Source organism: Gordonia sp. KTR9, from assembly GCF_000143885.2.
In the GTDB taxonomy this organism is placed as follows: domain Bacteria; phylum Actinomycetota; class Actinomycetes; order Mycobacteriales; family Mycobacteriaceae; genus Gordonia.
Window position 1 is genome coordinate 3,484,865 of record NC_018581.1, and the last position, 20,010, is coordinate 3,504,874.

Genomic DNA, 20,010 nt, shown 5'->3' on the forward strand with positions numbered 1-20,010 from the left:
CTCAGCCCTTCTTCTCGACTCGTTCGATCGCGCGGACACGAACCGGCGCCGAGCGCGGGTTGGTGGCCAGTTCGTTCTCGTCCGGCCGTTCGGCGCCGCGGGTGACGAGACGGAATTCTGGTGCGGTACCGGGCAATTCGACCGGCAGCCCGGGAGGCGACGTCGATGACGTGCGCGTGGCGAACTCGCGCTTGACGATCCGGTCCTCCAGCGACTGATAACTCATCACGGTGACCCGACCGCCGACCACGAGCGAGTCCAGCGCCGCGGGCAATGCCTCACGCAGGACGTCCAATTCGTGGTTGACCTCGATGCGCAACGCCTGGAAGGTCCGCTTCGCCGGATGTCCGCCGGTCCGCCTGGTGGCGGCGGGGATCGCGTCGTAGAGCAATTCGACGAGACGCGCACTGGTCGTGAACGGCTCCTTGTCACGCTCCCGCAGCACCGCCGATGCGATCCGCCCGGCGAAGCGCTCCTCCCCGTAATCGGAGAGGACACGGGCCAATTCGCCGTGCGAGTACGTGTTGAGCACGTCGGCGGCGGTGAGCGGATCGTCGGCGTTCATCCGCATGTCCAGCGGCGCGTCCACCGCATAGGCGAATCCGCGTCCGGCCTGGTCCAGCTGCATCGAGGACACGCCGAGATCGAACAGCGCGGCGTCGAGAGCCGATTCTCCCGCCGCGTCCATCACTTCGCGGATCTCGTGAAACGTCGCCTGGTGCAGCGAGATCCGGTCGGCGTAGGGGCTCAGTCGCTCACGAGCGATCTCGAGCGCCGAGGCGTCCCGGTCGATGCCGACCACCCGGACGTTCGGAAACGACTCGAGAACGAGCTGACTGTGTCCGCCGGCGCCGAGGGTGGCGTCGAGGAAGATCCGCGGATCGTCGGAATCCAGGGCCGGGGAAAGCAGTTCGACGATGCGAGCGCCCATCACCGGTACGTGCCCGAACTCGCCGGACCGGCGCGGTTCGTCACCTGCATCGACCATGATGAAGACCCCCCATCGGCATGTGTGCGGTATCGGCGGTGGGCGGTTGCTTCGGGTCGGCGAGAGCAGGCGGTCGGATGGAGCGGGGTCCCGACCCGATCACGCACCTGGCGTTGGGGAAGTACGCCAGGGTCGCCACCGGGCCGGGGCCTCGTGCCACCCGAAGCCTCTGGGCACCGAACTCGCCCATCGGTTGCTGTCTCTTCGGTCTGTGTCTCTTCGGTCTGTCTCTTGTCGGCAACCGGCGCAGGTGTCCGGCTACAGGACCGCGTTCAGTGCCGCGGAGTTTGCGGCCGAGAAGTTCTCCTCGTGCCGGGTCTGGTATTCGTTCCACGCGGCCGAATCCCAGATCTCGAGGTGATCGAAGCTGCCGAACACCACGCACTCCTTCGACAGTCCCGCGTATACGCGATGGTCGGCGGACAGGCTGATCCTGCCCTGACCGTCCGGTCGCTGCTCTTCCGAACCGGCGAAGAACGTTCGCTGAAACGCACGCAGATCGGGGTCGTTTCGGGACGCCTCGACGATCCGTGCCGCTATCGCATCGAACTCCTCGGTCCGGTACACCGACAAGCTGTGATCTTGGCCTTTGGTGACCACTACCCCTCCTGCCAGTGCATCGCGGAACTTGGCGGGCAACGTGAGCCGCCCTTTGTCATCCAATTTGGGCGTGTAGGTACCGACGAATCGCACGGACACGTCGACACCTCCTGCCCACCGGGATCTGCGCTTCCTGCGCTGTGGTGGACCGCTTCACCCAGTGATGCCACAGTACCCCACTTTCCACCACTTTCCACCCCCAGCACCCCCCGATTCCCCCACGCTCAACAAATTCGCAGTTCAGAGCAGTGAAACGCGGCAAGTGAAGCACGTGTCGCGGCGCGTCGCCGGCGGAATTCTGCGCTCGTACCCGTGACAAGGGGCGTCTGGCGTTACCAGAGGGGCTGGAATGACCGGGACAAATGCGAAGGTGGGGCATAGTGGGGCGCGCGTGTGGGGAGAAGTGGGGAACGCCGGTGGGGCGTCGTGGGGACCGTCGACCGTGCGCCCGAATCCGTCGACTGGGCGTCCGGATCCGTCGACTGTGCGCCGCGTGATCCGTCCGGTGCCCAGGCGGTGAACGGAAGCATGAAAGAGCCGCGTACCCGTGGGGTACGCGGCCCTTGTCGTATGCGGTTGGCGCGGTGGCGACGCGGTTGTAACCGGGGTCGGTCAGCCGATCGACGAACGCGGAGTCGAGATCAGCGGATCACTCCTGCTCGAACCTGCGATTGAATCGCTCTTCCATGCGTTCCGACAGCTTCCGCTTGCCGCCGCCCGACGGCCCGGATTGCTTCTTCCCGGCCCTGGGCGCCGACGAACCGGAGTCTGCGGTGCCGCTGTCCCCCCAGAGAGCGAAGAGGCCGGCCCCGAACATCACCAGGAAGCCCAGCAGGCTCACTATCGGAAACCCGCCGATGGTGATGTCGACGATGAGTCCGCCGACCAGCATCACCAGGCCGACGACGAAGACCGCTGCCGCCTGCAGGCGACGACGACCGCTCGACCTCCCAAGACGTCGACGCTTGACACTGGACGCAAACTTGGGGTCTTCCGCGTACAGCGCGCTCTCGATTTGTTCGAGCATGCGTTGCTCGTGCTCCGAAAGTGGCACCGACCCTCCTTCTACTGATCCGTGACGCCGACGAAGGTCACCCGCGACCGGAAAGGCGTCTGCGCCTATATCGTCCCATGATACGAGGTGAAATCGACCGCGACCACCATTACTCGCCGTTGCGGATGACCGGCCGGTGCGATAGACGACCAAGTGTGGCCGGATTCACGCCGTCGCCCCGATCTGAAGGGCCTCGGAACCGAGTTTTCCTTGCTCGTAGGCGATGACCATCGTCTCGACCTGTCGGAGGAAATCGAGTACGAGCAGTCGCATCCCCGCCACACTGTCGGGATCGACCGTGCGGATGATCCCGGACTCGATCTTCATCCGAACCGGGGAGAGCGAGGCGAACCGGGCGGCGATCGGCGCCAGCTCTGGTGCGACCACGCCGATGCGGGTCCAGGCGTTCGACGTCTTGCGCCGGATGGTCCCCACCGGCTCATGGACGGCGAGGGCCGCACCCGATGCGCGGAGGGCCACCAGATAGAGCTGACGGAAACGTTCGGCGCCGTCTTCGACGCCGTCAGCGTTGTCGAGGAGCAGGTGCGCACGCTCGAGGAGGTCGCGGGCGCGGCCGACCATCACCGGATCGACGGGTACCGCGTGGGTGAGAGCTGTGGCGCTGCGATGCCTGGCCATGGCGTTCTCCTCCTCGTGCGTGATGTTTGTGTCCGGCGGCAGACGCTTCCCTCGTCCACCGCCGGACCGTGTCGTGGATGTGCGCGAACAGCTTGCGGAGGCACATTCATCGAACATCCGTTCGACAAGTTCAATATAGCTAGCCCGGCGTCGGTGTTCAAGACATCTGTGACCCGAAACCGCCGCCGCGAAGTACAACGCCACCACCTGCGACCCGATTCCTGCCGAGTGTGCATCATCGATAGGACAATTCCCGGAAGTGGCCCGCCATGCGATGCCCGGGAGAGGACGGCGCCGCCGCCCCCGCGCCGGCGACCGGCGTACGCGGGTCGACGACGCCCCACAGGATGACGACGCAGAGAACGGGAGTCCGTTGACGATCCGTCTGGTGAGCCTGACCGGCCAGGACGCCCGGGCCTGGCTCGAGCCCGCACTGGAGATCTACGTGACCGCGATGAACTATCCGCGCGGCACCGAGATCCACCGCGCCGGGCTGTGGCGCGAGCACATGGCCCGGCCCGGATGGCGTGCGGTGGGCGCGGTCGAGACCGTGAGCCCGTACGAGGCGCGGACCATGCCGGCCGCGCGACGTCGGGTCGGTCCGCCGGTCGGCTTCGGACCCGACGACCTGCTCGTCGGGATCGCCTACGGCTACACCGGCGCGACGGGCCAGTGGTGGAATCAGCAGCTGCGGCTCGGCCTCCGCCAGACGGGCCGGCCGCCCGAGACGATCGAAGTGATCGCCCGCGACTACTTCGAACTCACCGAGCTACACGTGCATCCGACCGCCCAGGGACGAGGGATCGGACAATGGCTGCTCGCCCGGCTCCTCGCCGACCGCCCCGAGCGCCACGTCCTGCTCTCGACACCGGAGATCCCCGCCGAGGACAACCGCGCATGGTCGCTGTACCGGCGGATGGGATTCACCGACGTCCTGCGTCACTTCACCTTCACCGGTGACCCACGTCCGTTCGCTTTCCTCGGACGCCCGCTCCCGCTGGAGCTGCAGCCACCGGCCACGGCCCGACGCACCGGAACCGGGAGCTAGCGATGCACGGCATGCGGCGCGACGCCGTCGTCATCGGCGGGGGCCACAACGGTCTGATCGCCGCGGCCTATCTGGCGCAGGCCGGGCGGGAAGTGGAGGTCCTCGAGCGGGACGAGATCCCCGGCGGCGCCGTCTCGACCGTCGAACGGTTCCCCGGGCACCGGGTCGACCGCGGGTCGTCGTCGCACCTGATGATCCGGCACTCCCCCGTCCTCGACGATCTCGACCTGGCCGCGCACGGCCTGCGATACGTCGACTGCGATCCGTGGGCATTCGTCCCGGCGACCGAGACGGCCCCGCCGATCATCTTCCGGAGTGACCTCGACGCAACCTGCGCGTCGATCGAGAATGCCTGTGGCGCAGCCGATGCCGCAGCCTACCGGCGGTTCGTCGCGACGTGGACGCCGCGTGCGCGGGCGGTCATGGACGCGTTCTACCAACCCGCGACGCTGGGCAGATTCGGCCGTGCCTTCGGCGGCCTCGGCGGCACCGCCACCACGGCGCGCACCGGGATCTTCGGCCGGCGGGGCGGCCGGGTGCTCAACCTCACCGCCGAACTGATGGCCTCGGGCGATTCCCTGCTCGACGAGTACTTCGACTCCGAGCAGCTCAAGGCCGGACTCGCGTGGTTCGGCGCCCAGTCGGGTCCGCCCATGAGCGCGCCGGGCACCGCACCGATGATCGGCTTCGCCGCACTCATGCACCGGATTCCGCCCGGTCGCGCGATCGGGGGCAGCGGCGCCCTCACCGATGCGCTCGTCCATCGGATCGGCGCGGACGGCGGCGTCGTCTCGTGCGGCGACCCCGCGGTCTCCGTCGCCCGTTGCGGTGACCACTGGCGAGTGGTCACCCGCAGCGGCGAATCCCGCTGCACCGGGACCGTCATCAGCGCCTGCCACGTGCTGACCACTCTGGATCTGCTCGCCGCCGGCGGTTACGACGCCGGCATCATCGACCGGTGGCGACGCTCCATCGTCGTGGGCAGCGGAATCGGGATGGCCGTGCGGCTCGGGACGACGAGCCTGCCCGACTACCGGGATCTGCCCGGCGACCTGCCCGAGCACGGTGTCCATTCTGCTCTCGGACTGCTGGTCACCGACCGCGCCCACCTCACCAGGGCCCACGCTGCGGCGTCGGTGGGCGAGCTCCCGCCGCGTCCGGCCGTGGTCGCGATGAGCTATTCGGCGATCGACCCGACGCTCGCACCGCCGGGCCGCTCCGTCATCAATCTCTGGGCACAGTGGCATCCGTACCGGCTGGCCGAGGGCGACTGGCCCGCCGCGGCCGACCGCGCCGCGAAGGCGGTCTGCGACGAGGTCGACCGCCACGCACCCGGTTTCGCCGAGTCGATCGCGCACCGGTACATCCAGACGCCGAGAGACCTCGCCGACGAACTGGGTCTGATCGGCGGCAACATCATGCACGTCGAGATGTCCATCGACCAGATGTTCATGTGGCGCCCGACCCCCGACCTCTCGGGCCACCGCGTCCCCGGTGCCGACGGCCTGTTCCTCGCCGGCGCGTCGACACACCCCGGTGGAGGTGTCACCGGCGCCAGCGGGTACATCGCCGCCCACGCGGTCCTGCGACGCGGGCGACGGGGGTTCGGCCGTCGGTCCTAAAGTCTCCGACCATCCGATCCGAAAAGCGCCCCGGACAAGCGCCCCGGGTAAGTGCCCTACGCGAGACCGCCGACAACGATATGACACCGCTGCGCTCGTGCGGGGCGTATCGCCGGGGTGGTTTCCGGGCCGGAGGCCCGACGCGGCGCGGCGCGATCGGTGACCCGCGCTCCGGGCGGGGTCTGGCACGATGAGCACCGTGCGTTCGTCGAATCCCGTACCGGGTGCGCCCGGGTCCCGCCGTGCCCGGCGACTGCTGCCGTCCGCGGTGGCCGTCGCCCTCGTCGCCCTGTCCCCCCTGATGGCCGGTTGTCTCGAGCGGTCGACGACGGTCGGCGACCGCTACTCGGGGAGCGTGGTCGTGGCGACCACCCCGGACAATCCGCGCGGGACACCGCAGTTCGATCTGCCCGAGTCGATGGTCGGGCAGGTCTCGGTGACCGACTACCGGCAGGCGCCCGAGCGACCCGACGACCCGTCGTCGACTCCCGGCGCCGGACCCGAGGACACGGCCGAACCGGAATCCCCCTCCCCCTCCGAGACCGCCGGGAACGACGACGCCGGCGCGGAGGGGAACCCCGACGAGGACGATCCCGCCACCCGAGTGGGCGCGCGGGCAACGTTCAGCGATCTCACCGCGGGACAATTCGCCCAGCTCGGCGACATCGTGGCCGATGCCTACGGCGACACCTCGCTGACGATGGACCTCACCGCCAAACGCAGCGGTGAGGTGGTGCGTTTCCGCGGTGACACCGACCTGACCGAGCTCGTGCCGAACCGCGACTATGTTCAGCTGACCGTCACCTTCGGCGGGCCGGTGACCGCGACGAACGGCGAGCAGGTCGGCGAATCGACCGTGACCTGGACACCCGCACCGGGCGAGCCGTCGGACTTCAGCGCCGACGCCACCTATCCGGATCCGGCGACCGCCGCGGTCAGCAGCTGGTCGTGGTTCGTCGCGCTGTTGTGCGTCGTGGTCGTCCTGGTGATCGTCCGGATCGCCTACACCAAGCGCTACCGCGGACCACGCCCCGGACGTCCGGTCCCGACGACGACAGCTCCGTCGACGATCTCGGGCGAGGGACTCGCCGCTGCCGCCGATCCCGCGTCGGGTCCGGCCTCGGGAACGTCGGCACCGGACCGGACGGCACCGCCCGCCGACAAGTGATCCCGGGCGGCCGCGTCGAAGCCGGCGCGGCGGGACGGGTCCTCCCGATCAGGCCGAAACGTGCAACGCGGCGTCGACGTCCACGCCGAGGCGGCCCAGTACCTCTGTCGTGGCCTTGGCGAAGTTGAGGCTGCAGAAATGCAGGCAGGGCGCACCTTCGGCGATGAGGCGCTGCGCCATCTCGGTGGCGAAGTCGATGCCGACGGCGCGGACCGACGCGCGGTCCTCTTCGGCGCCGTTGCCCGCGGCCTTGGCGAAGCGTTCCTCGACGTCGGGCGGGATCACCGAACCCGACAGCTCGACCATCCGTCGCACGGTGGCCAGCGAGGTCACCGGCATGATGCCGGGGATGATCGGCTTGCTTCCCTGCTCGGGATCGGCGGCCGCGACGCGGTCACGGAGTCGCAGGTAGTGCTCGACGTCGAAGAACATCTGGGTGATGGAGTACTCGGCTCCGGCTCGTAGCTTGTCGACGAGCGTGCGGGTGTCGTGATCGATGTCGGGCGACCGGTGATGGGTCTCCGGGAACGACGCCACTCCCACGTGGAAGTCGCCCAGCGTGTCGATGAGCCGGACGAGCTGCTCGGCATACTCGACGCCGTCGGGATGGGCGACCCACTCGCCGAGCGGGTCACCGGGCGGGTCGCCGCGAAGCGCGAGGATGTTGGTGATGCCCTGGTCGGCGTAGGCGCCGACCAGCGCCCGAAGTTCCGCAACGCTGTGGTTGACCGCGGTCAGATGGGCCACCGGCAGCAGCGTGGTCTGCGCGGCGAGCTCGCCGGTGATACGCACGGTGCGGTCTCGGGTGGAACCGCCGGCGCCGTAGGTCATCGAGACGAATGCCGGGGACAACCGCTCGAAGATGCGCACCGCGCGCCAGAGCCGGGACTCGGCCTCGGCGTCACGCGGGGGGAAGAACTCGACGGAGAACGGGACCGGACCGCGGTGTGGAGCGGACAGGCGTTCGACGATCGAGGGTGCGGGAGCGGTTGGGGTCACTCGCACAGTGTACGGAGCTGGTCGCATAGCCTGGCAGGGTGACCTCCACGATCCCCACGCCCACCTCGCTCGATGCGGTCCCGGGCGCCGTCGAGGCCGAATTACGTGCTTTCTTCGCCGACGCGGTCCCCGCCACCGCCGCGATCGCGCCGGTGGTCGGCGAGGCCGCCGAACTGATCCGGGAGTTCGTCCTGCGCGGCGGCAAGCGCATCCGGCCGGTCTTCGTCTTCGCCGGATGGCGCTGCGGGACATCGTCGTCGGACCGCACCCCCGTCGGGGACGACTCACCCGGCCCGCGTGACGCACTGCGGGTCTGCGCGGCACTCGAACTCGTGCAGGCCTGCGCGCTCATCCACGACGACATCATCGACCGGTCCGACACCCGGCGCGGGCATCCGACGCTGCACCGGGAGTTCGAGTCGCGCCACGCGGACGCCGCGTGGGCCGGGGACCCCGGCGCGCACGGGGTCGCGGCCGCGATCCTCGCCGGCGACTTCGCGCTCGCGTGGGCGGACGACCTGGTCCACGGGCACCGGCCGGGGGTTTCGACCGAGACCGGCGTCCATCGTCGGTTGCCCGTCGACGTAGGCGCGACGTGGGCGGCGATGCGGACCGAGGTGCTCGGCGGCCAGTTCCTCGACATCGTGAACGAGGCCGGCGGCGACGACTCGACCGAGGCCGCGTACCGGGTGATGGAGTTCAAGACGGCTGCCTACACCGTCGCGCGACCACTCGAACTGGGTGCACGGATGGCGGGTGCGTCCGAACAGCTCGTGTCGAGCCTGCGTTCGATCGGGCACGATCTCGGGGTCGCGTTTCAGCTCCGCGACGATCTGCTCGGCGTCTTCGGCGATCCGGATCGGACCGGGAAACCGTCCGGCGACGACCTGGTCTCCGGCAAGCGCACGGCGCTGCTGGCGACCGCACTGCAGCGAGCCGATGCAGCCGACCCCGACCTCGGCGCCCGCCTGCGTTCCTATCTCGGGCGCTCCCTGGAGGCCGACGAATTGGACTCCGCGCGAGCCATTTTCGTCGAGGTCGGCGCGGTGGACGAGGTGGAGAACTCGATCGACGAGCTGTTGCGGTCGGCGTTGACCGCCCTCGACGCCGCCGACATCGGCGAGGACATCAGGGCCGAGCTGATCGCGGTCGCGCATCGCGTCGCGCACCGCGAGGCGTGAACGCTCCCGTGACGCGCGCCGCCGCCGGTGGCGCCGGCCGGGGCGATCTCGTCCTCGGTGCGATCGGGTCTGTGCTCGTCTGTCTCGGCAGCTTCGGCGTCGGCGACCCGCCGCGCAACTCCGCCCTCCTCTCCGACCTGGGCCTGAGCTGGATCACCTACGGACACGGAAAGAACGTCTTCGGCACCCTGTTCTGGCTGGGCGTGTTCCTGATGGTGTTCGGCTGGGTCCGGATGGGTCGTCGGATCATCGAAGCGAAGCGCGCCGCCGATCCGGACCCCGTCGCAGACACGACGGACGCCGTGCCGACGACCCGGGTGCTGCGCCGGTGGGTGCTGGTGTGGGCCGCCCCGCTGCTCGTGGCGGTGCCGGTGTACTCCCGCGACGTCTACGCCTATCTGGCGCAGGGCGCCGTGTTCGGTGCCGGTTTCGACCCCTACGCCGACGGTCCCGCTCATGTTCCCGGTCCACTCGTGGACAGTATGGCGCAGGTCTGGGCCACGACGACCGCCCCGTACGGCCCGTTCTTCATGGGGATGCTGCGCGTGGTCACCGAGATCACCGGCGATCACGTGATCCTGGGCGTCCTGGCCATCCGGCTCGTGCTGCTGCCCGGACTCTTCTTGTCGCTGTGGGCGATCCCGCGACTGGCCGAACGGTTCGGGGCCTCCCCCCAGGCCGGACTCTGGCTGGTGCTGTTCAACCCGATGGTGCTGATCCACCTCGTGGCCGGGCCGCACGTCGAGCTGCTGATGATGGGCGTCCTCGTCACCGGGATCGTCCTTGTGGTCGACGGCCGGCACGTGCTGGGCACGTCGGTCCTGGCGCTCGCCGTGTCGATCAAGATCACCGCCGGGATCGCGTTGCCGTTCGTCCTGTGGATCTGGCTGTCGCACATCCGCTCTCGTCGGCCCGTGACGCCCCGCGACGTCGTGACGGTGTTCGTGTCGATCGTCGGGATCGCGGTGGCGGTGTTCGGGGTGTGGACCCTGGCGATCGGTCTGGGACTCGGCTGGCTCACCGGCCTGGGGTGGGCCGACGTCATCATCAACTGGTTCACCATCCCGACCCTCGCCGCCCATCTCGTGACCCTGGTCGCCGCACCGTTCGTCGCGCTCAACCTGCAACCGGTCCTCGAGGTCACGCGGGCGATCGGTTCGGTCGTCCTCGCGGTGACACTCGTCGCGGTGTGGTGGCGGCACCGGCACGACGTCCGCGATGCGGTGGCCGGAATGGCCTGGGCGATGCTGGCCGTACTGCTGCTCGAACCGTCGACTCTGCCCTGGTATTACACGTGGGTGCTGGTGATCGTGGTGGCCTTCGACCTGCCCGTGTGGGTGCGGGCGACGGTCGTAGGAGCTTCGACGTTCCTGCTGATCGTCTTCCAGCCCGACGACGCGATCGTCTTCTACAAGCCGGTCGAGGTGGCGCTGGCAGCAGCACTCGCGGGACTCGCGGCCTGGTCGCTGTCCCATCGGGACCCGTTGCGGCTGAGCCGGTTCGGGCGATGGGCCGGGGTGAGCGGTGGGCCGCCGGACGCATCGGGCGCGAACGGGCACACGGTGCGGGACGGGACAGGTCAGAAGGCCTGAGCCTGGGCCCTCCGGATGACCTCACGCGCGGAGTGGGTGTGCAGCGCCGCGGCGGGATGGAGGCCGAGGTCGTCGTGCTCGGTGAACAGCCACGACATCGCCTCGTCGCGGGTGAATCCGCCGTCGAGGAGCACCTCGACCAGACCGTAGAAGTGCTTGACGACCCCGTCGTCGTCGAAGAACACCGCCGGGATCACCGGATGACCGTTGCGGGACACGGCGAGCAGGTGGTGATCGCGGATGAGTGTCCGGACCCGGTTTGTCGACACGTGTAGCCGGTCGGCGACGTCGTCGACCGACAGCACCTCGAGATCGGCGGGCAGCTTGTCGGGCGAGAGAGGTAGGGAACCCACGCCGAAAGCCTAGCGGGTCATCGGGGTCGGGTGAAACCTGCGGCGTGACGTGCACCGCGTTGCCTGCCCCCGACCGTCCCGGGCGGCAGGTAGATTCGTACACCGTGAACTCTCCCGTCGACGCCATGCTGGGGGCGGTCCTTGAGGACCGGTACCGGATCGACGCGCCCATCGCGCGCGGCGGCATGTCGGCGGTCTATCTCGCGGTCGACCTGCGGCTGGGACGCGACGTGGCGGTGAAGGTGATGGACTCCCGGTACTCCGGCGACCCACAGTTCTTGCGCCGCTTCGAGTTCGAGGCACGCGCGGTCGCCGGTCTGAAGCATCCGGGGCTCGTCGCCGTGTACGACCAGGGCATCGACAACGGCATCGCGTTCCTGGTGATGGAACTGGTCGACGGGGGCAGTCTGCGAGAACTGTTGCGTGAACGCGGCCCGATGCCGCCCCATGCCGTCGTCGCGGTGGCCGCGCCGGTACTGGGCGGGCTCGGCACCGCACACGCCGCGGGCCTGGTCCATCGCGACGTGAAACCGGAGAATGTGCTCATCTCCGACGAGGGCGAGGTCAAGGTCGCCGACTTCGGACTGGTGCGGGCGGTCGCCGAGGCGGGGGTCACCTCGGCGAGCGTGATCCTCGGGACCGCCGCCTACCTCTCCCCCGAACAGGTCGAGTCCACCCACGCCGATGCCCGCAGCGACGTCTACTCCATGGGCGTGATGATGTTCGAACTCCTCACGGGCAGAACACCTTTCTCCGGCGACTCGCCGCTCGCACTCGCCTACCAGCGCCTCAGTTTCGACGTCCCGGCGCCCGGTGACGTGATCGCCGGGGTGCCCGAGGAGTTCGACGAGATCGTGCTGCGCGCAACCGAACGCAACCCCGCCGACCGGTACGTGGACGGCTTCGACATGCAGCGGGCGCTGCTCACGGTCGCCGACGAACTCGATCTCCCGCCGTTCACGGTGCCGGCCCCGCGCCGGTCGGCCGAACGACAGACGATGTCCCGCTACCGAGGCCACGATCCCGCCGGGCACGGCACACGGGTGCAGTCGGTACCCGGTCCGCACACCCCGGCGTCCGAGCCGGTGCGGCCGGCGACCGCCGACACCCCGGTCGAGCAACCGGCGGCGGACCGCGACGACCTCGCACCGCCGTCTCGTCCGGTGAGTCGCCGCAGCCGGCCCGAGGTCGTGGAGCCCGAACTCGTCGGCGGCAGCCGCCTGGGAGCGGTGCTGTGGATCGTCGTCGTGCTGCTGCTGACCGCCGGGCTCGGCGCCGTCGGATTCTGGGTCGGCAGCACGTTCCTGGCCATCGGCTGACCCACTGCTCTACGCCGCCTGACCCGCCGGTCGCGGGCCCGGACCGAAGCGAGGTTCAGCCGCGCAGCATCTCCGCGACGAGGAAGGCCAGTTCGAGCGACTGCTGGGTGTTCAGCCGGGGATCGCAGGCGGTCTCGTAGCGGCCGCCGAGGTCGAGATCCGAGATCTCCTGTGCGCCACCGAGACACTCGGTGACGTCCTCGCCGGTCAGTTCGACGTGGACGCCGCCGGGATGGCTGCCCAGCGCGCGATGGACCTCGAAGAAGCCCTGCACCTCGTCGACGATGCGGTCGAAGTGCCGGGTCTTGAACCCGGTCGACGCCTCGTGCGTGTTGCCGTGCATCGGATCGCACTGCCAGATGACCTTGTGCCCGGTCGCCTCGACGGCGCCGACGATCGCCGGCAGCACGTCCCGGACCTTGCCGTTGCCCATCCGCGCGACGAGCGTGAGTCGACCCGGCACGTTGTGGGGATCGAGACGTTCGACGTACTCGACGGCTTGCTCGGGGGTCGTCGTCGGCCCGATCTTCACCCCGATCGGGTTGCTGACGAGCTCGGCGAACGCGATGTGCGCACCGTCGAGCTGACGGGTCCGCTCACCGATCCACAGGAAGTGGGCCGACAGATCGTAGAGCACCTTGCCCGGACCGTCGGGGTCGTCGGCCAGACGCAGCATGGCGCGCTCGTAGTCGAGGACGAGTGCCTCGTGCGAGGCGAAGATGGAGGCGGAGTTCAGGTTCGAGTCGGTGACGCCGCACGCGTCCATGAACCGCAGACCGCGGTCGATCTCGGACGCGAGCGCCTCGTAGCGCGCGCCGGCCGGCGACGTGCGGACGAATTCACGATTCCAGTCGTGGACCCGGCTCAGATCCGCCTCGGCCTGGGTCAGGGCGCGGACCAGGTTCATCGCGGCGGCCGCGTTCGCATAGGCACGCACCAGTCGCGACGGATCGTGCGCGCGTACCGCCGCGTCGGCCGGGAATCCGTTGACCATGTCCCCGCGGTAGGAGGGCAGACCCAGCGCGTCGGTGTCGGACGATCGCGGCTTGGCGTACTGGCCCGCGATCCGCGCGACCTTCACCACCGGCATGCTGGCGCCGTAGGTGAGCACGACGGCCATCTGGAGCAGCGTCCGGATGTTGCCCTTGATGTGCGGCTCGGTGTTGTCGGCGAAGGTCTCCGCGCAGTCACCGCCCTGGAGGAGGAACGCACGCCCCTCGGCGACGTCGGCCAGCTGCGCGGCGAGTGTCTGGACCTCGGCGGGCATGCAGATCGGCGGAACCGACTCGAGCACGGTTCGCATCTTGCGCGCCTCGTCGGCCGGCCAGCTCGGCTGTTGCACCGCCGGGCGGCTGAGCGCGTCGTCGAAACGCGATTGGAGATCACCCGGGAGCGGAGGAAGCTCGGGGAGCTCGTCGATCGGCACGTCTACGGTCCAGTTCACCACCCGTCCAGGGTAATGGAGGCGGGGCGCACGACCCGTTCGCGGGTCAGACGCGGGTTTTCTCGATCGCCTCCCAGCGGCGCAGGTTGTGCCGGGCGTCGCTCAGCGCGTCGTGTGCGTCCGACGGCGTGGGCGGAAGCGGCGGCCGGCCCGCTGCCTCCCAGTGCTGGCGAAGTTCGCGGGTGAACCGCGGGATCTCACGCGGTAGCGCGGTCATCGGACCCCACAACTGGCAGAGCACGACGTGGTCGTAGGCGCCCACCCAGGCCCACAGCTCGATGTCGGTGCCGTCGGCGGTGAGGAACTCGAGCAGATCCTCACGGATCCGGCGCCGGTCCCGCCACGCGGACGACGACGGCGACGGCAGCTTCGGCAACACGTTGGCCCGCACCCAGTCCCCGGCGCGGCCGGGGTCGAATTCGGTCGACACCGCATAGAACTCGCGACCGTCCTCACCGACGACCCCGATCGAGACCAGCTCGATGGTGGTGCCGTCCTCGATGAACTCCGAGTCGTAGAAGAAGCGCATGGGTCAAGATTCACACACCCTCGCGCCGACCCGCGCACCGCGCACCGTTTCGCCATACCGCCCTCCGGCTGTCTACCCTGGTATTTCGTGCGCTCCAGGTCTGTGCTGGCGACCGCTCTCCTGGCGGCGTCGATCATCGCGCGGCTCGTCTGGGACACGCTGACCGTGAACGGCAGGAACTTCGTGGACCTGCACGTTTACCGCGACGGTTCGGCGGGTCTCGCCGACGGGTCGCTCTATGTCTTCACCTACGCCGGTGAGACCGACTTCGCGCTGCCCTTCACCTATCCCCCGTTCGCGGCCGTCGTGCTGTACCCGCTGTCACTCGTGCCGTGGGACCTGGTGGCGATCGGCTGGCAGCTCGCGACCTTCGGCGCGTTGTACGCCTGCATCGTGCTCGCGTTGCGCCTGTGCGGATCGACCACCGACGTCTACGCCATGGCCGCGTTGTGGACCGCGCCCGCGATCTGGTGCGAGCCGGTGCGGGTCACCCTGGACTACGGCCAGATCAACGTCTTCCTGATGCTGGGCACCCTGCTGGCGGTGTCGTGGGCGCGCAGCGATCGCGGGGTGCTGGCCGGCGGCGCGCTCATCGGTCTGATGGCGGGCATCAAGCTGACCCCGGCGATCACCGGTCTCTGGTATCTGGCCGCCCGCAAGCCCCTGGGTGCGGTGGCCGCCGCGGGCGCGTTCGTGTTCACGGTCCTCGGGTGCCTGCTGCTCTTCCCGGACATCACCCGCACCTATTACGGAACCCTCTTCGGCGACGCCGAGCGCATCGGTCCGGTCGAGGCGGTGATCAACCAGAGCCTGCGCGGCACCCTGTCCCGCTTCGTCGGCTTCGACGTGGGGACGGGCTGGATCTGGATGGTCGGCGTCCTGATCGCGCTCGTGGTGGCCGTGTTCGCCTGGCGGTCGGTGTCCGACGCGCTGGGCATCCTGCTCGTCGTGCAGTTCTTCGGGCTGCTGATGTCGCCGATCTCGTGGGTGCATCACTGGGTGTGGGTCATCCCGCTGGCGATCTGGCTCGTCCACGGCGCCGGATCGCGGCGTCGGGGTGCGCGGGTCGTGCTCGCGATGTGGGTGGCGGTCGCCGGACTCGGCATCCCGTGGCTGCTGCGCGTCACCATCGAGTACGGTCCTCATCCCCCGGCCGCACTCGAGGCGATCTTCGGGGCCGCGTGGCCGGTCGCCACCTTCGTCACCTTCGCCTGGATGATCGCGACTCGCGCCGCGCGCGACGACACCGCGGGCACCCGACCGCTCGACGTGGTCGCCGCGGCGATCATCGTCGACGGCCGGTTGCTCCTCGCGCAGCGGTCGCGCCCGGCCGAACTCGCCGGTCGCTGGGAACTACCCGGCGGCCGCGTGGAGTCGGGGGAAACGCATGCGGCGGCGCTGGTCCGGGAGATCCGCGAGGAACTCGGCGCCGAGGTCGAACCGGCGGAGGGGGTGGGCTCCCCTGTGGCGCTGCCCGGTGACCTGACCCTGCACGCCTATGTGGCACGGCTGCGTTCGGGGACGCCGACGGCGCTCGAACACCTCGACGTGCGGTGGTTCTCCGCCGACGAACTACGACTCTTCGACGTCGCCGAGATCGTCCCGGCCGATCGCGACTGGATTCCGGAGTTGTGCGCCGTCCTCGACGGCACCCCCGTGGGCGACACCGGCTGATCCGCGGCGGCCCGGCGTCGGGTGCGCCTCAGGCGGCGGCGTCGGCCGCCGGCGGATCGACCGGCGGTGCCTGGTTCTTGAGGCTCGCGGCGTAGACGTCGACATACTGCTGACCCGACAGCTGCATCAGCTCGTACATGATCTCGTCGGTGACCGCTCGTTCGATGAAGCGGTTGCCCTCCATGCCCTCGTACCTCGAGAAGTCCAGGGGCTTGCCGATGCGGACCGCCACCCGGGTGGGTCGCGGGAGGACACTGCCGGGCGGGTTGAACTTGTGGGTGTCGATCATCGCGACGGGAATGACCGGAACCCCGGTGTCCATGGCCAGCCGGGCGAGCCCGGTCTTTCCCTTGTAGAGGCGTCCGTCGGGCGATCGGGTGCCCTCGGGATACATCCCCATCAGCTTGCCCTTGTCGAGCTGGCGGCGTGCCGCGGTGAGTGCGCCCTCAGCCGCCTGCGCTCCGGATCGGTCGATCGGAATCTGTCCGACGGCGGTGAAGAACCAGCGCTGGAATCTCCCCTTGAGTCCGGTGCCGGTGAAGTACTCGCTCTTCGCGAGGAAGTAGATCCGTCGGTTGACCATCAGCGGGAGGAAGAAGCTGTCCATCACCGCGAGGTGATTGCTGGCCAGGATCGCCGGACCGTCGGTCGGGATGTTCTCGTGCCCTTCGATGGACGGCCGGCCGAGGACCCGCAGGACCGGGCCGATGAAGATGTACTTGAACGCCCAGTACCACATGAGATTCTCCTCGCCGCGCACACCGACCCGATGACCATCCGCCGGCCGATCGACCCGCGGAGACCGCGGAACCGACGGGTGGCCCGACGCCAAGACCTTACCCGCGTCGAACTCTACCGCCCGGCCGGGACCGGCCGTGGCCTCGCCGGCAAGCTCAGAGCCCGGAGACCGGACGCGACTCGGGGCCGGGTTCGGCGAGGGAGCGGGCGGTCGCCCGGATCGCCTGGCGCGCAACCTCTGCCGCGCCGACGACGCCGGCCGTCTCGCCGAGTTGGGTACCGCGGATGCGAGCGAGCTGGCGGTGCCCGGCGCCGGTGACCTGCCGGGCGTAGTGTTCCCGGGCCTCGTCGAGGAACAGACCCGACGCCGCGCCGACACCGCCGGCCAGCACGATGAGGTCGGGGTCGAAGATGTCGGCGATCATCGCGAGCCCCTGGCCCAGCGACGTCGCGAACCGTCCGAACGCCGCCAGCGCCACCGCGTCCCCGTCGGCGGCGGCCCGGGCGACCCGCCGGCCGGTCAGCGACCCGGGATCGGCCGCGACGTCCGCCGCGAGTTGACTGCGTCCCCAGTCGCCGTCGGCCAGCAACTCCACGACGGTGTCCACCAATGCGGTCCCGCTGCAGTACCGCTCCCAGCAGCCGCGTTTGCCGCAGGCGCAGGCACGCCCGTCCGGGACGATCGTCAGATGTCCGAGTTCCGGTGCCACCCCGTAACTTCCGCGGTAGATCTCCCCGTCGATGACGAATCCCGCACCGATTCCGGTACCGATCGCAAGGACGACGGTGTTGTGACCGCGCGCAGCCGCGCCGAATCGCCATTCGGCCACCGCGGCGGCATTGGCGTCGTGTTCGGCGTAGACCGGGATGCCCACGCGCCGGGTCATCTCCTCGGCCACCGGCGCCTCACGCCAGGGCAGGTGCGGCGCGAACCGGACGATCCGGCGGTCGGTGGTGAGGAAACCGGCGATCGCGAGCCCGACGGCCTTCGCGTCCCACCGGGAGGTCAGCTCGCCGACGAGCCGGTCCAGGCAGTGTTCGAGCGCGGCCGCGGTGGGCGGGGTCTGCGCACGGAGCGTGTCGAGCATCGTCCCGCGGTCGTCGACCACCGACGCGCGCACGCTGGTGCCGCCGATGTCGATGCCGATCGTCAGATCGCCCATCAGTTCTCCTGCCCGGGACCGGGTTCGGGGGGCGGCGTGGCCCGTCGCGGTGTGTCACCAGGATGCGGCGCCGCGGCGTCGCGACCTGCCGGGGCGTTGAATCGCACCGCGATCGGCTCGTACTGGCGTGGCGCCGCCGACGCGGTGGGTGAGGATCGCAGCGCCTCGGCGACGGCCTCGAGCACGGCGATCACCGCCGCGATCAGCCGGGCGACGAGGTCGCCGATCTCCGCGAGCAGCGAGGTGATCTCCCCCGATGCCTCGGCGAGAGCGTGTCCGAGCGGGCCACCGTCGGCGAAGGCCGCGAAACCGGGCCGGGTCCCGGCCGCAGTCCCACCGCCGGGGGCGGCCGTCTGCGGGGCAGGCGCGAAGAGCGCGGCCAGGTGGTCGATCTGGGTGGCCAGTCCGAGCAGCAGGTCACGCACCGGGTCGGCGGATTCGTCTCGACGCTCGTGCGCAGACCCCTCACCGGCCTGGCGGAACGTCTCGTCGTCCGTGCCCATCGCGAACTCTCCCCTTCTCCTGGCCCCGCGGGTACACCCACCCGCATGTCTGTCGTCCGGATCACCGGCACCGTACCGTGCCGGGTCACTCGGTGCGGTCTGGCGAACGTACCCCGCTCGGGCGGATCCATTCCACCATCGCCGTTCCGCGCCGAGAGTGACCGGATCAGTTCTGGGGCCGGGGCCAGACCGACGGATCGGGGACGAACCCGATGCCCAGGTTCGTTCCGTCCCAGTCGGCGTCGACCACCGTGCATCGCCGCAGCACCGACGGCAGGCGCACCGGGTGGCGGAAACCCGCGATCGTCACCAGCAGGTCGTCTCCGCTGCGCCCGAGGGCCAGCGAATCCGGATCGGGTAGGCGCTGCGGCCACGACAGCCGATACACCGGGCCGGCCGGTCCGCCGCCCACGCGTCCCTGCCCCGCCTCGACCTCGGCCGCGGCCGACCCCCGCGGCATGCCGTGCGGCGCCGGCAGCGACACCGCGAGCTTGCGGAGCCGGGCCATGCGATCGATCGTGTCGGCCGACTTCTCGACGACCTGGACGCGGACGGATGGGGAGCCGTCGGCAGCCGCGAGTTCGGCCTGCACCATCTCGGCGATCTCGGCCACGGGCTCGGCGCCGACGCCACCGTTGACCTGGACCGAGGCCAGGGGCAGCCCCATGAGGTCGGCGGCGGCGAGGTGATGACCGGTCAGTCGCCGGCTCCGGTCGTCGGCGGCGAGCACGAGGTGCACCGCCACCGCGTGGGGGTCGGCGAACAGTTCGGCGATGTCGAGGCAATCGCGGTCGATGGCGTCGACGGCGGCCGTCAGCTGGGCGACCACCGGACGTTCGGCGGCCATCGCGAGACGGCGGTGCCGCGGCCAGAACCGATTCAGCGCTTGGCTGAGAACCGCTCCGCCGCGCAGGAATTGCAGTGGGTCACCACACCCGGAACAGTCGACGACGATCCGCTGCCACCGGCCGCTGACCGCCTCGTCCCGGATACGCCGCAGCAGGAGGAAGTCGTCGATCCCCGGCAGCGAGGTGAGCTCGGCGGCGTCGATCCCGGCCAGCGCGCCGACCCCGGGCAACATCGTCTTGCTGCGGCTCACCGTGTGCTCGAGGACGTCGACGAAAGCCGACCACGTGCGTTCGGTGAGGTCCAGCCGGTCCAGGCTCAGCAGGTGGAGGTACTTGGAGACCACGACGGGCTCCCCGGGCCGGCGATACACCCGTGCCCACTCGTGCACCGGCGACCAGCGGTCGACGGTGATGAGGAGGGTGTCGGATTCGGCGGCGGCGAGGCCCGATCGGGGCGAGGGTCGCGCCGCCCGGTTCGCGACGGGGCGCTGGGTCGCGCCGGCGGCTGCGATCGCGGAGACACCAGAGCCCCCCGGACCGAGCACCAC

Annotated in this window: 19 protein-coding genes; 7 read left to right on the forward strand and 12 right to left on the reverse strand. The window is 69.9% G+C overall.

The window, feature by feature from the left end:
• Position 1 precedes the first annotated feature (1 nt).
• From rsmH to KTR9_RS16380, 4 genes are all read right to left on the reverse strand, one after another.
• Positions 2–988 carry a 16S rRNA (cytosine(1402)-N(4))-methyltransferase RsmH gene (gene rsmH, locus KTR9_RS16365; RefSeq protein ID WP_014927299.1) on the reverse strand — a complete coding sequence of 329 codons (987 nt, stop codon included), beginning with the start codon at positions 986–988 and terminating at the stop codon, positions 2–4.
• Between the two features lie 258 nt (positions 989–1,246).
• Positions 1,247–1,687: a division/cell wall cluster transcriptional repressor MraZ gene (gene mraZ / locus KTR9_RS16370; RefSeq protein ID WP_010843655.1), complete on the reverse strand. Its 441-nt coding sequence runs from the start codon at positions 1,685–1,687 to the stop codon at positions 1,247–1,249.
• A 550-nt stretch (positions 1,688–2,237) separates the two neighbouring features.
• Entirely contained in the window at positions 2,238–2,642 is a 405-nt protein-coding gene (locus KTR9_RS16375; RefSeq protein ID WP_014927300.1) for a DUF3040 domain-containing protein, read from the reverse strand.
• A gap of 165 nt (positions 2,643–2,807) precedes the next feature.
• Entirely contained in the window at positions 2,808–3,281 is a 474-nt protein-coding gene (locus KTR9_RS16380) for an SAV_6107 family HEPN domain-containing protein (RefSeq protein ID WP_010843653.1), read from the reverse strand.
• Between the two features lie 373 nt (positions 3,282–3,654).
• Between KTR9_RS16380 and KTR9_RS16385 the strand changes: the two genes are divergently transcribed.
• The 3 genes from KTR9_RS16385 to KTR9_RS16395 all read left to right on the forward strand — a co-directional run bounded on the left by KTR9_RS16385 (position 3,655) and on the right by KTR9_RS16395 (position 7,119).
• The gene (locus KTR9_RS16385) at positions 3,655–4,329 is read left to right on the forward strand and encodes a GNAT family N-acetyltransferase (RefSeq protein WP_014927302.1); all 675 of its coding nucleotides are present in this window, start codon (positions 3,655–3,657) and stop codon (positions 4,327–4,329) included.
• Between the two features lie 2 nt (positions 4,330–4,331).
• Entirely contained in the window at positions 4,332–5,951 is a 1,620-nt protein-coding gene (locus KTR9_RS16390) for a phytoene desaturase family protein (RefSeq protein WP_014927303.1), read from the forward strand.
• A 190-nt stretch (positions 5,952–6,141) separates the two neighbouring features.
• Positions 6,142–7,119 (forward strand): LppM family (lipo)protein, encoded by a 978-nt coding sequence (locus tag KTR9_RS16395; protein ID WP_014927304.1) that lies wholly within the window; start codon positions 6,142–6,144, stop codon positions 7,117–7,119.
• A gap of 48 nt (positions 7,120–7,167) precedes the next feature.
• On the opposite strand, the gene KTR9_RS16400 is transcribed toward KTR9_RS16395, so the two are convergent.
• Entirely contained in the window at positions 7,168–8,145 is a 978-nt protein-coding gene (locus KTR9_RS16400) for a methylenetetrahydrofolate reductase (protein WP_014927305.1), read from the reverse strand.
• Between the two features lie 11 nt (positions 8,146–8,156).
• Between KTR9_RS16400 and KTR9_RS16405 the strand changes: the two genes are divergently transcribed.
• Both KTR9_RS16405 and KTR9_RS16410 read left to right on the forward strand, forming a co-directional pair.
• Positions 8,157–9,299, forward strand: coding sequence for a polyprenyl synthetase family protein (locus KTR9_RS16405; protein WP_014927306.1), 1,143 nt, complete (start codon positions 8,157–8,159; stop codon positions 9,297–9,299).
• An 8-nt stretch (positions 9,300–9,307) separates the two neighbouring features.
• Positions 9,308–10,891: an alpha-(1->6)-mannopyranosyltransferase A gene (locus tag KTR9_RS16410; RefSeq protein WP_014927307.1), complete on the forward strand. Its 1,584-nt coding sequence runs from the start codon at positions 9,308–9,310 to the stop codon at positions 10,889–10,891.
• Here the strand turns inward: KTR9_RS16410 and KTR9_RS16415 are convergent.
• Positions 10,879–11,244 carry an Rv2175c family DNA-binding protein gene (locus tag KTR9_RS16415; protein WP_010843646.1) on the reverse strand — a complete coding sequence of 122 codons (366 nt, stop codon included), beginning with the start codon at positions 11,242–11,244 and terminating at the stop codon, positions 10,879–10,881. The genes KTR9_RS16410 and KTR9_RS16415 overlap by 13 nt on opposite strands.
• Positions 11,245–11,348: 104 nt before the next feature.
• Between KTR9_RS16415 and KTR9_RS16420 the strand changes: the two genes are divergently transcribed.
• Positions 11,349–12,563 carry a protein kinase domain-containing protein gene (locus KTR9_RS16420; protein WP_014927309.1) on the forward strand — a complete coding sequence of 405 codons (1,215 nt, stop codon included), beginning with the start codon at positions 11,349–11,351 and terminating at the stop codon, positions 12,561–12,563.
• 55 nt (positions 12,564–12,618) lie between these two features.
• Here KTR9_RS16420 and KTR9_RS16425 read toward each other — a convergent pair whose 3' ends face one another.
• Together KTR9_RS16425 and KTR9_RS16430 are read right to left on the reverse strand one after the other, a co-directional pair.
• Positions 12,619–14,010, reverse strand: a complete 1,392-nt coding sequence (locus tag KTR9_RS16425; RefSeq protein WP_014927310.1) for a class II 3-deoxy-7-phosphoheptulonate synthase — start codon at positions 14,008–14,010, stop codon at positions 12,619–12,621.
• Positions 14,011–14,053: 43 nt separating this feature from the next.
• Positions 14,054–14,536, reverse strand: a complete 483-nt coding sequence (locus tag KTR9_RS16430) for a polyadenylate-specific 3'-exoribonuclease AS (RefSeq protein WP_010843643.1) — start codon at positions 14,534–14,536, stop codon at positions 14,054–14,056.
• Between the two features lie 102 nt (positions 14,537–14,638).
• On the opposite strand from KTR9_RS16430, the gene KTR9_RS16435 reads away from it, so the two are divergent.
• Positions 14,639–16,210, forward strand: a complete 1,572-nt coding sequence (locus tag KTR9_RS16435) for a mannosyltransferase (RefSeq protein WP_044506920.1) — start codon at positions 14,639–14,641, stop codon at positions 16,208–16,210.
• Between the two features lie 28 nt (positions 16,211–16,238).
• On the opposite strand, the gene KTR9_RS16440 is transcribed toward KTR9_RS16435, so the two are convergent.
• The 4 genes from KTR9_RS16440 to KTR9_RS16455 form a co-directional block, all read right to left on the reverse strand.
• Positions 16,239–16,949, reverse strand: coding sequence for a lysophospholipid acyltransferase family protein (locus tag KTR9_RS16440; RefSeq protein ID WP_014927312.1), 711 nt, complete (start codon positions 16,947–16,949; stop codon positions 16,239–16,241).
• Between the two features lie 154 nt (positions 16,950–17,103).
• A complete protein-coding gene (locus KTR9_RS16445) occupies positions 17,104–18,111 on the reverse strand; it encodes an ROK family protein (RefSeq protein WP_010843640.1) in 1,008 nt (335 codons plus the stop codon).
• Positions 18,111–18,614, reverse strand: coding sequence for a hypothetical protein (locus tag KTR9_RS16450; protein ID WP_044506922.1), 504 nt, complete (start codon positions 18,612–18,614; stop codon positions 18,111–18,113). The genes KTR9_RS16445 and KTR9_RS16450 overlap by 1 nt, the downstream gene beginning before the upstream one ends.
• 166 nt (positions 18,615–18,780) lie before the next feature.
• Entirely contained in the window at positions 18,781–20,010 is a 1,230-nt protein-coding gene (locus KTR9_RS16455) for an ArsA family ATPase (RefSeq protein WP_014927313.1), read from the reverse strand.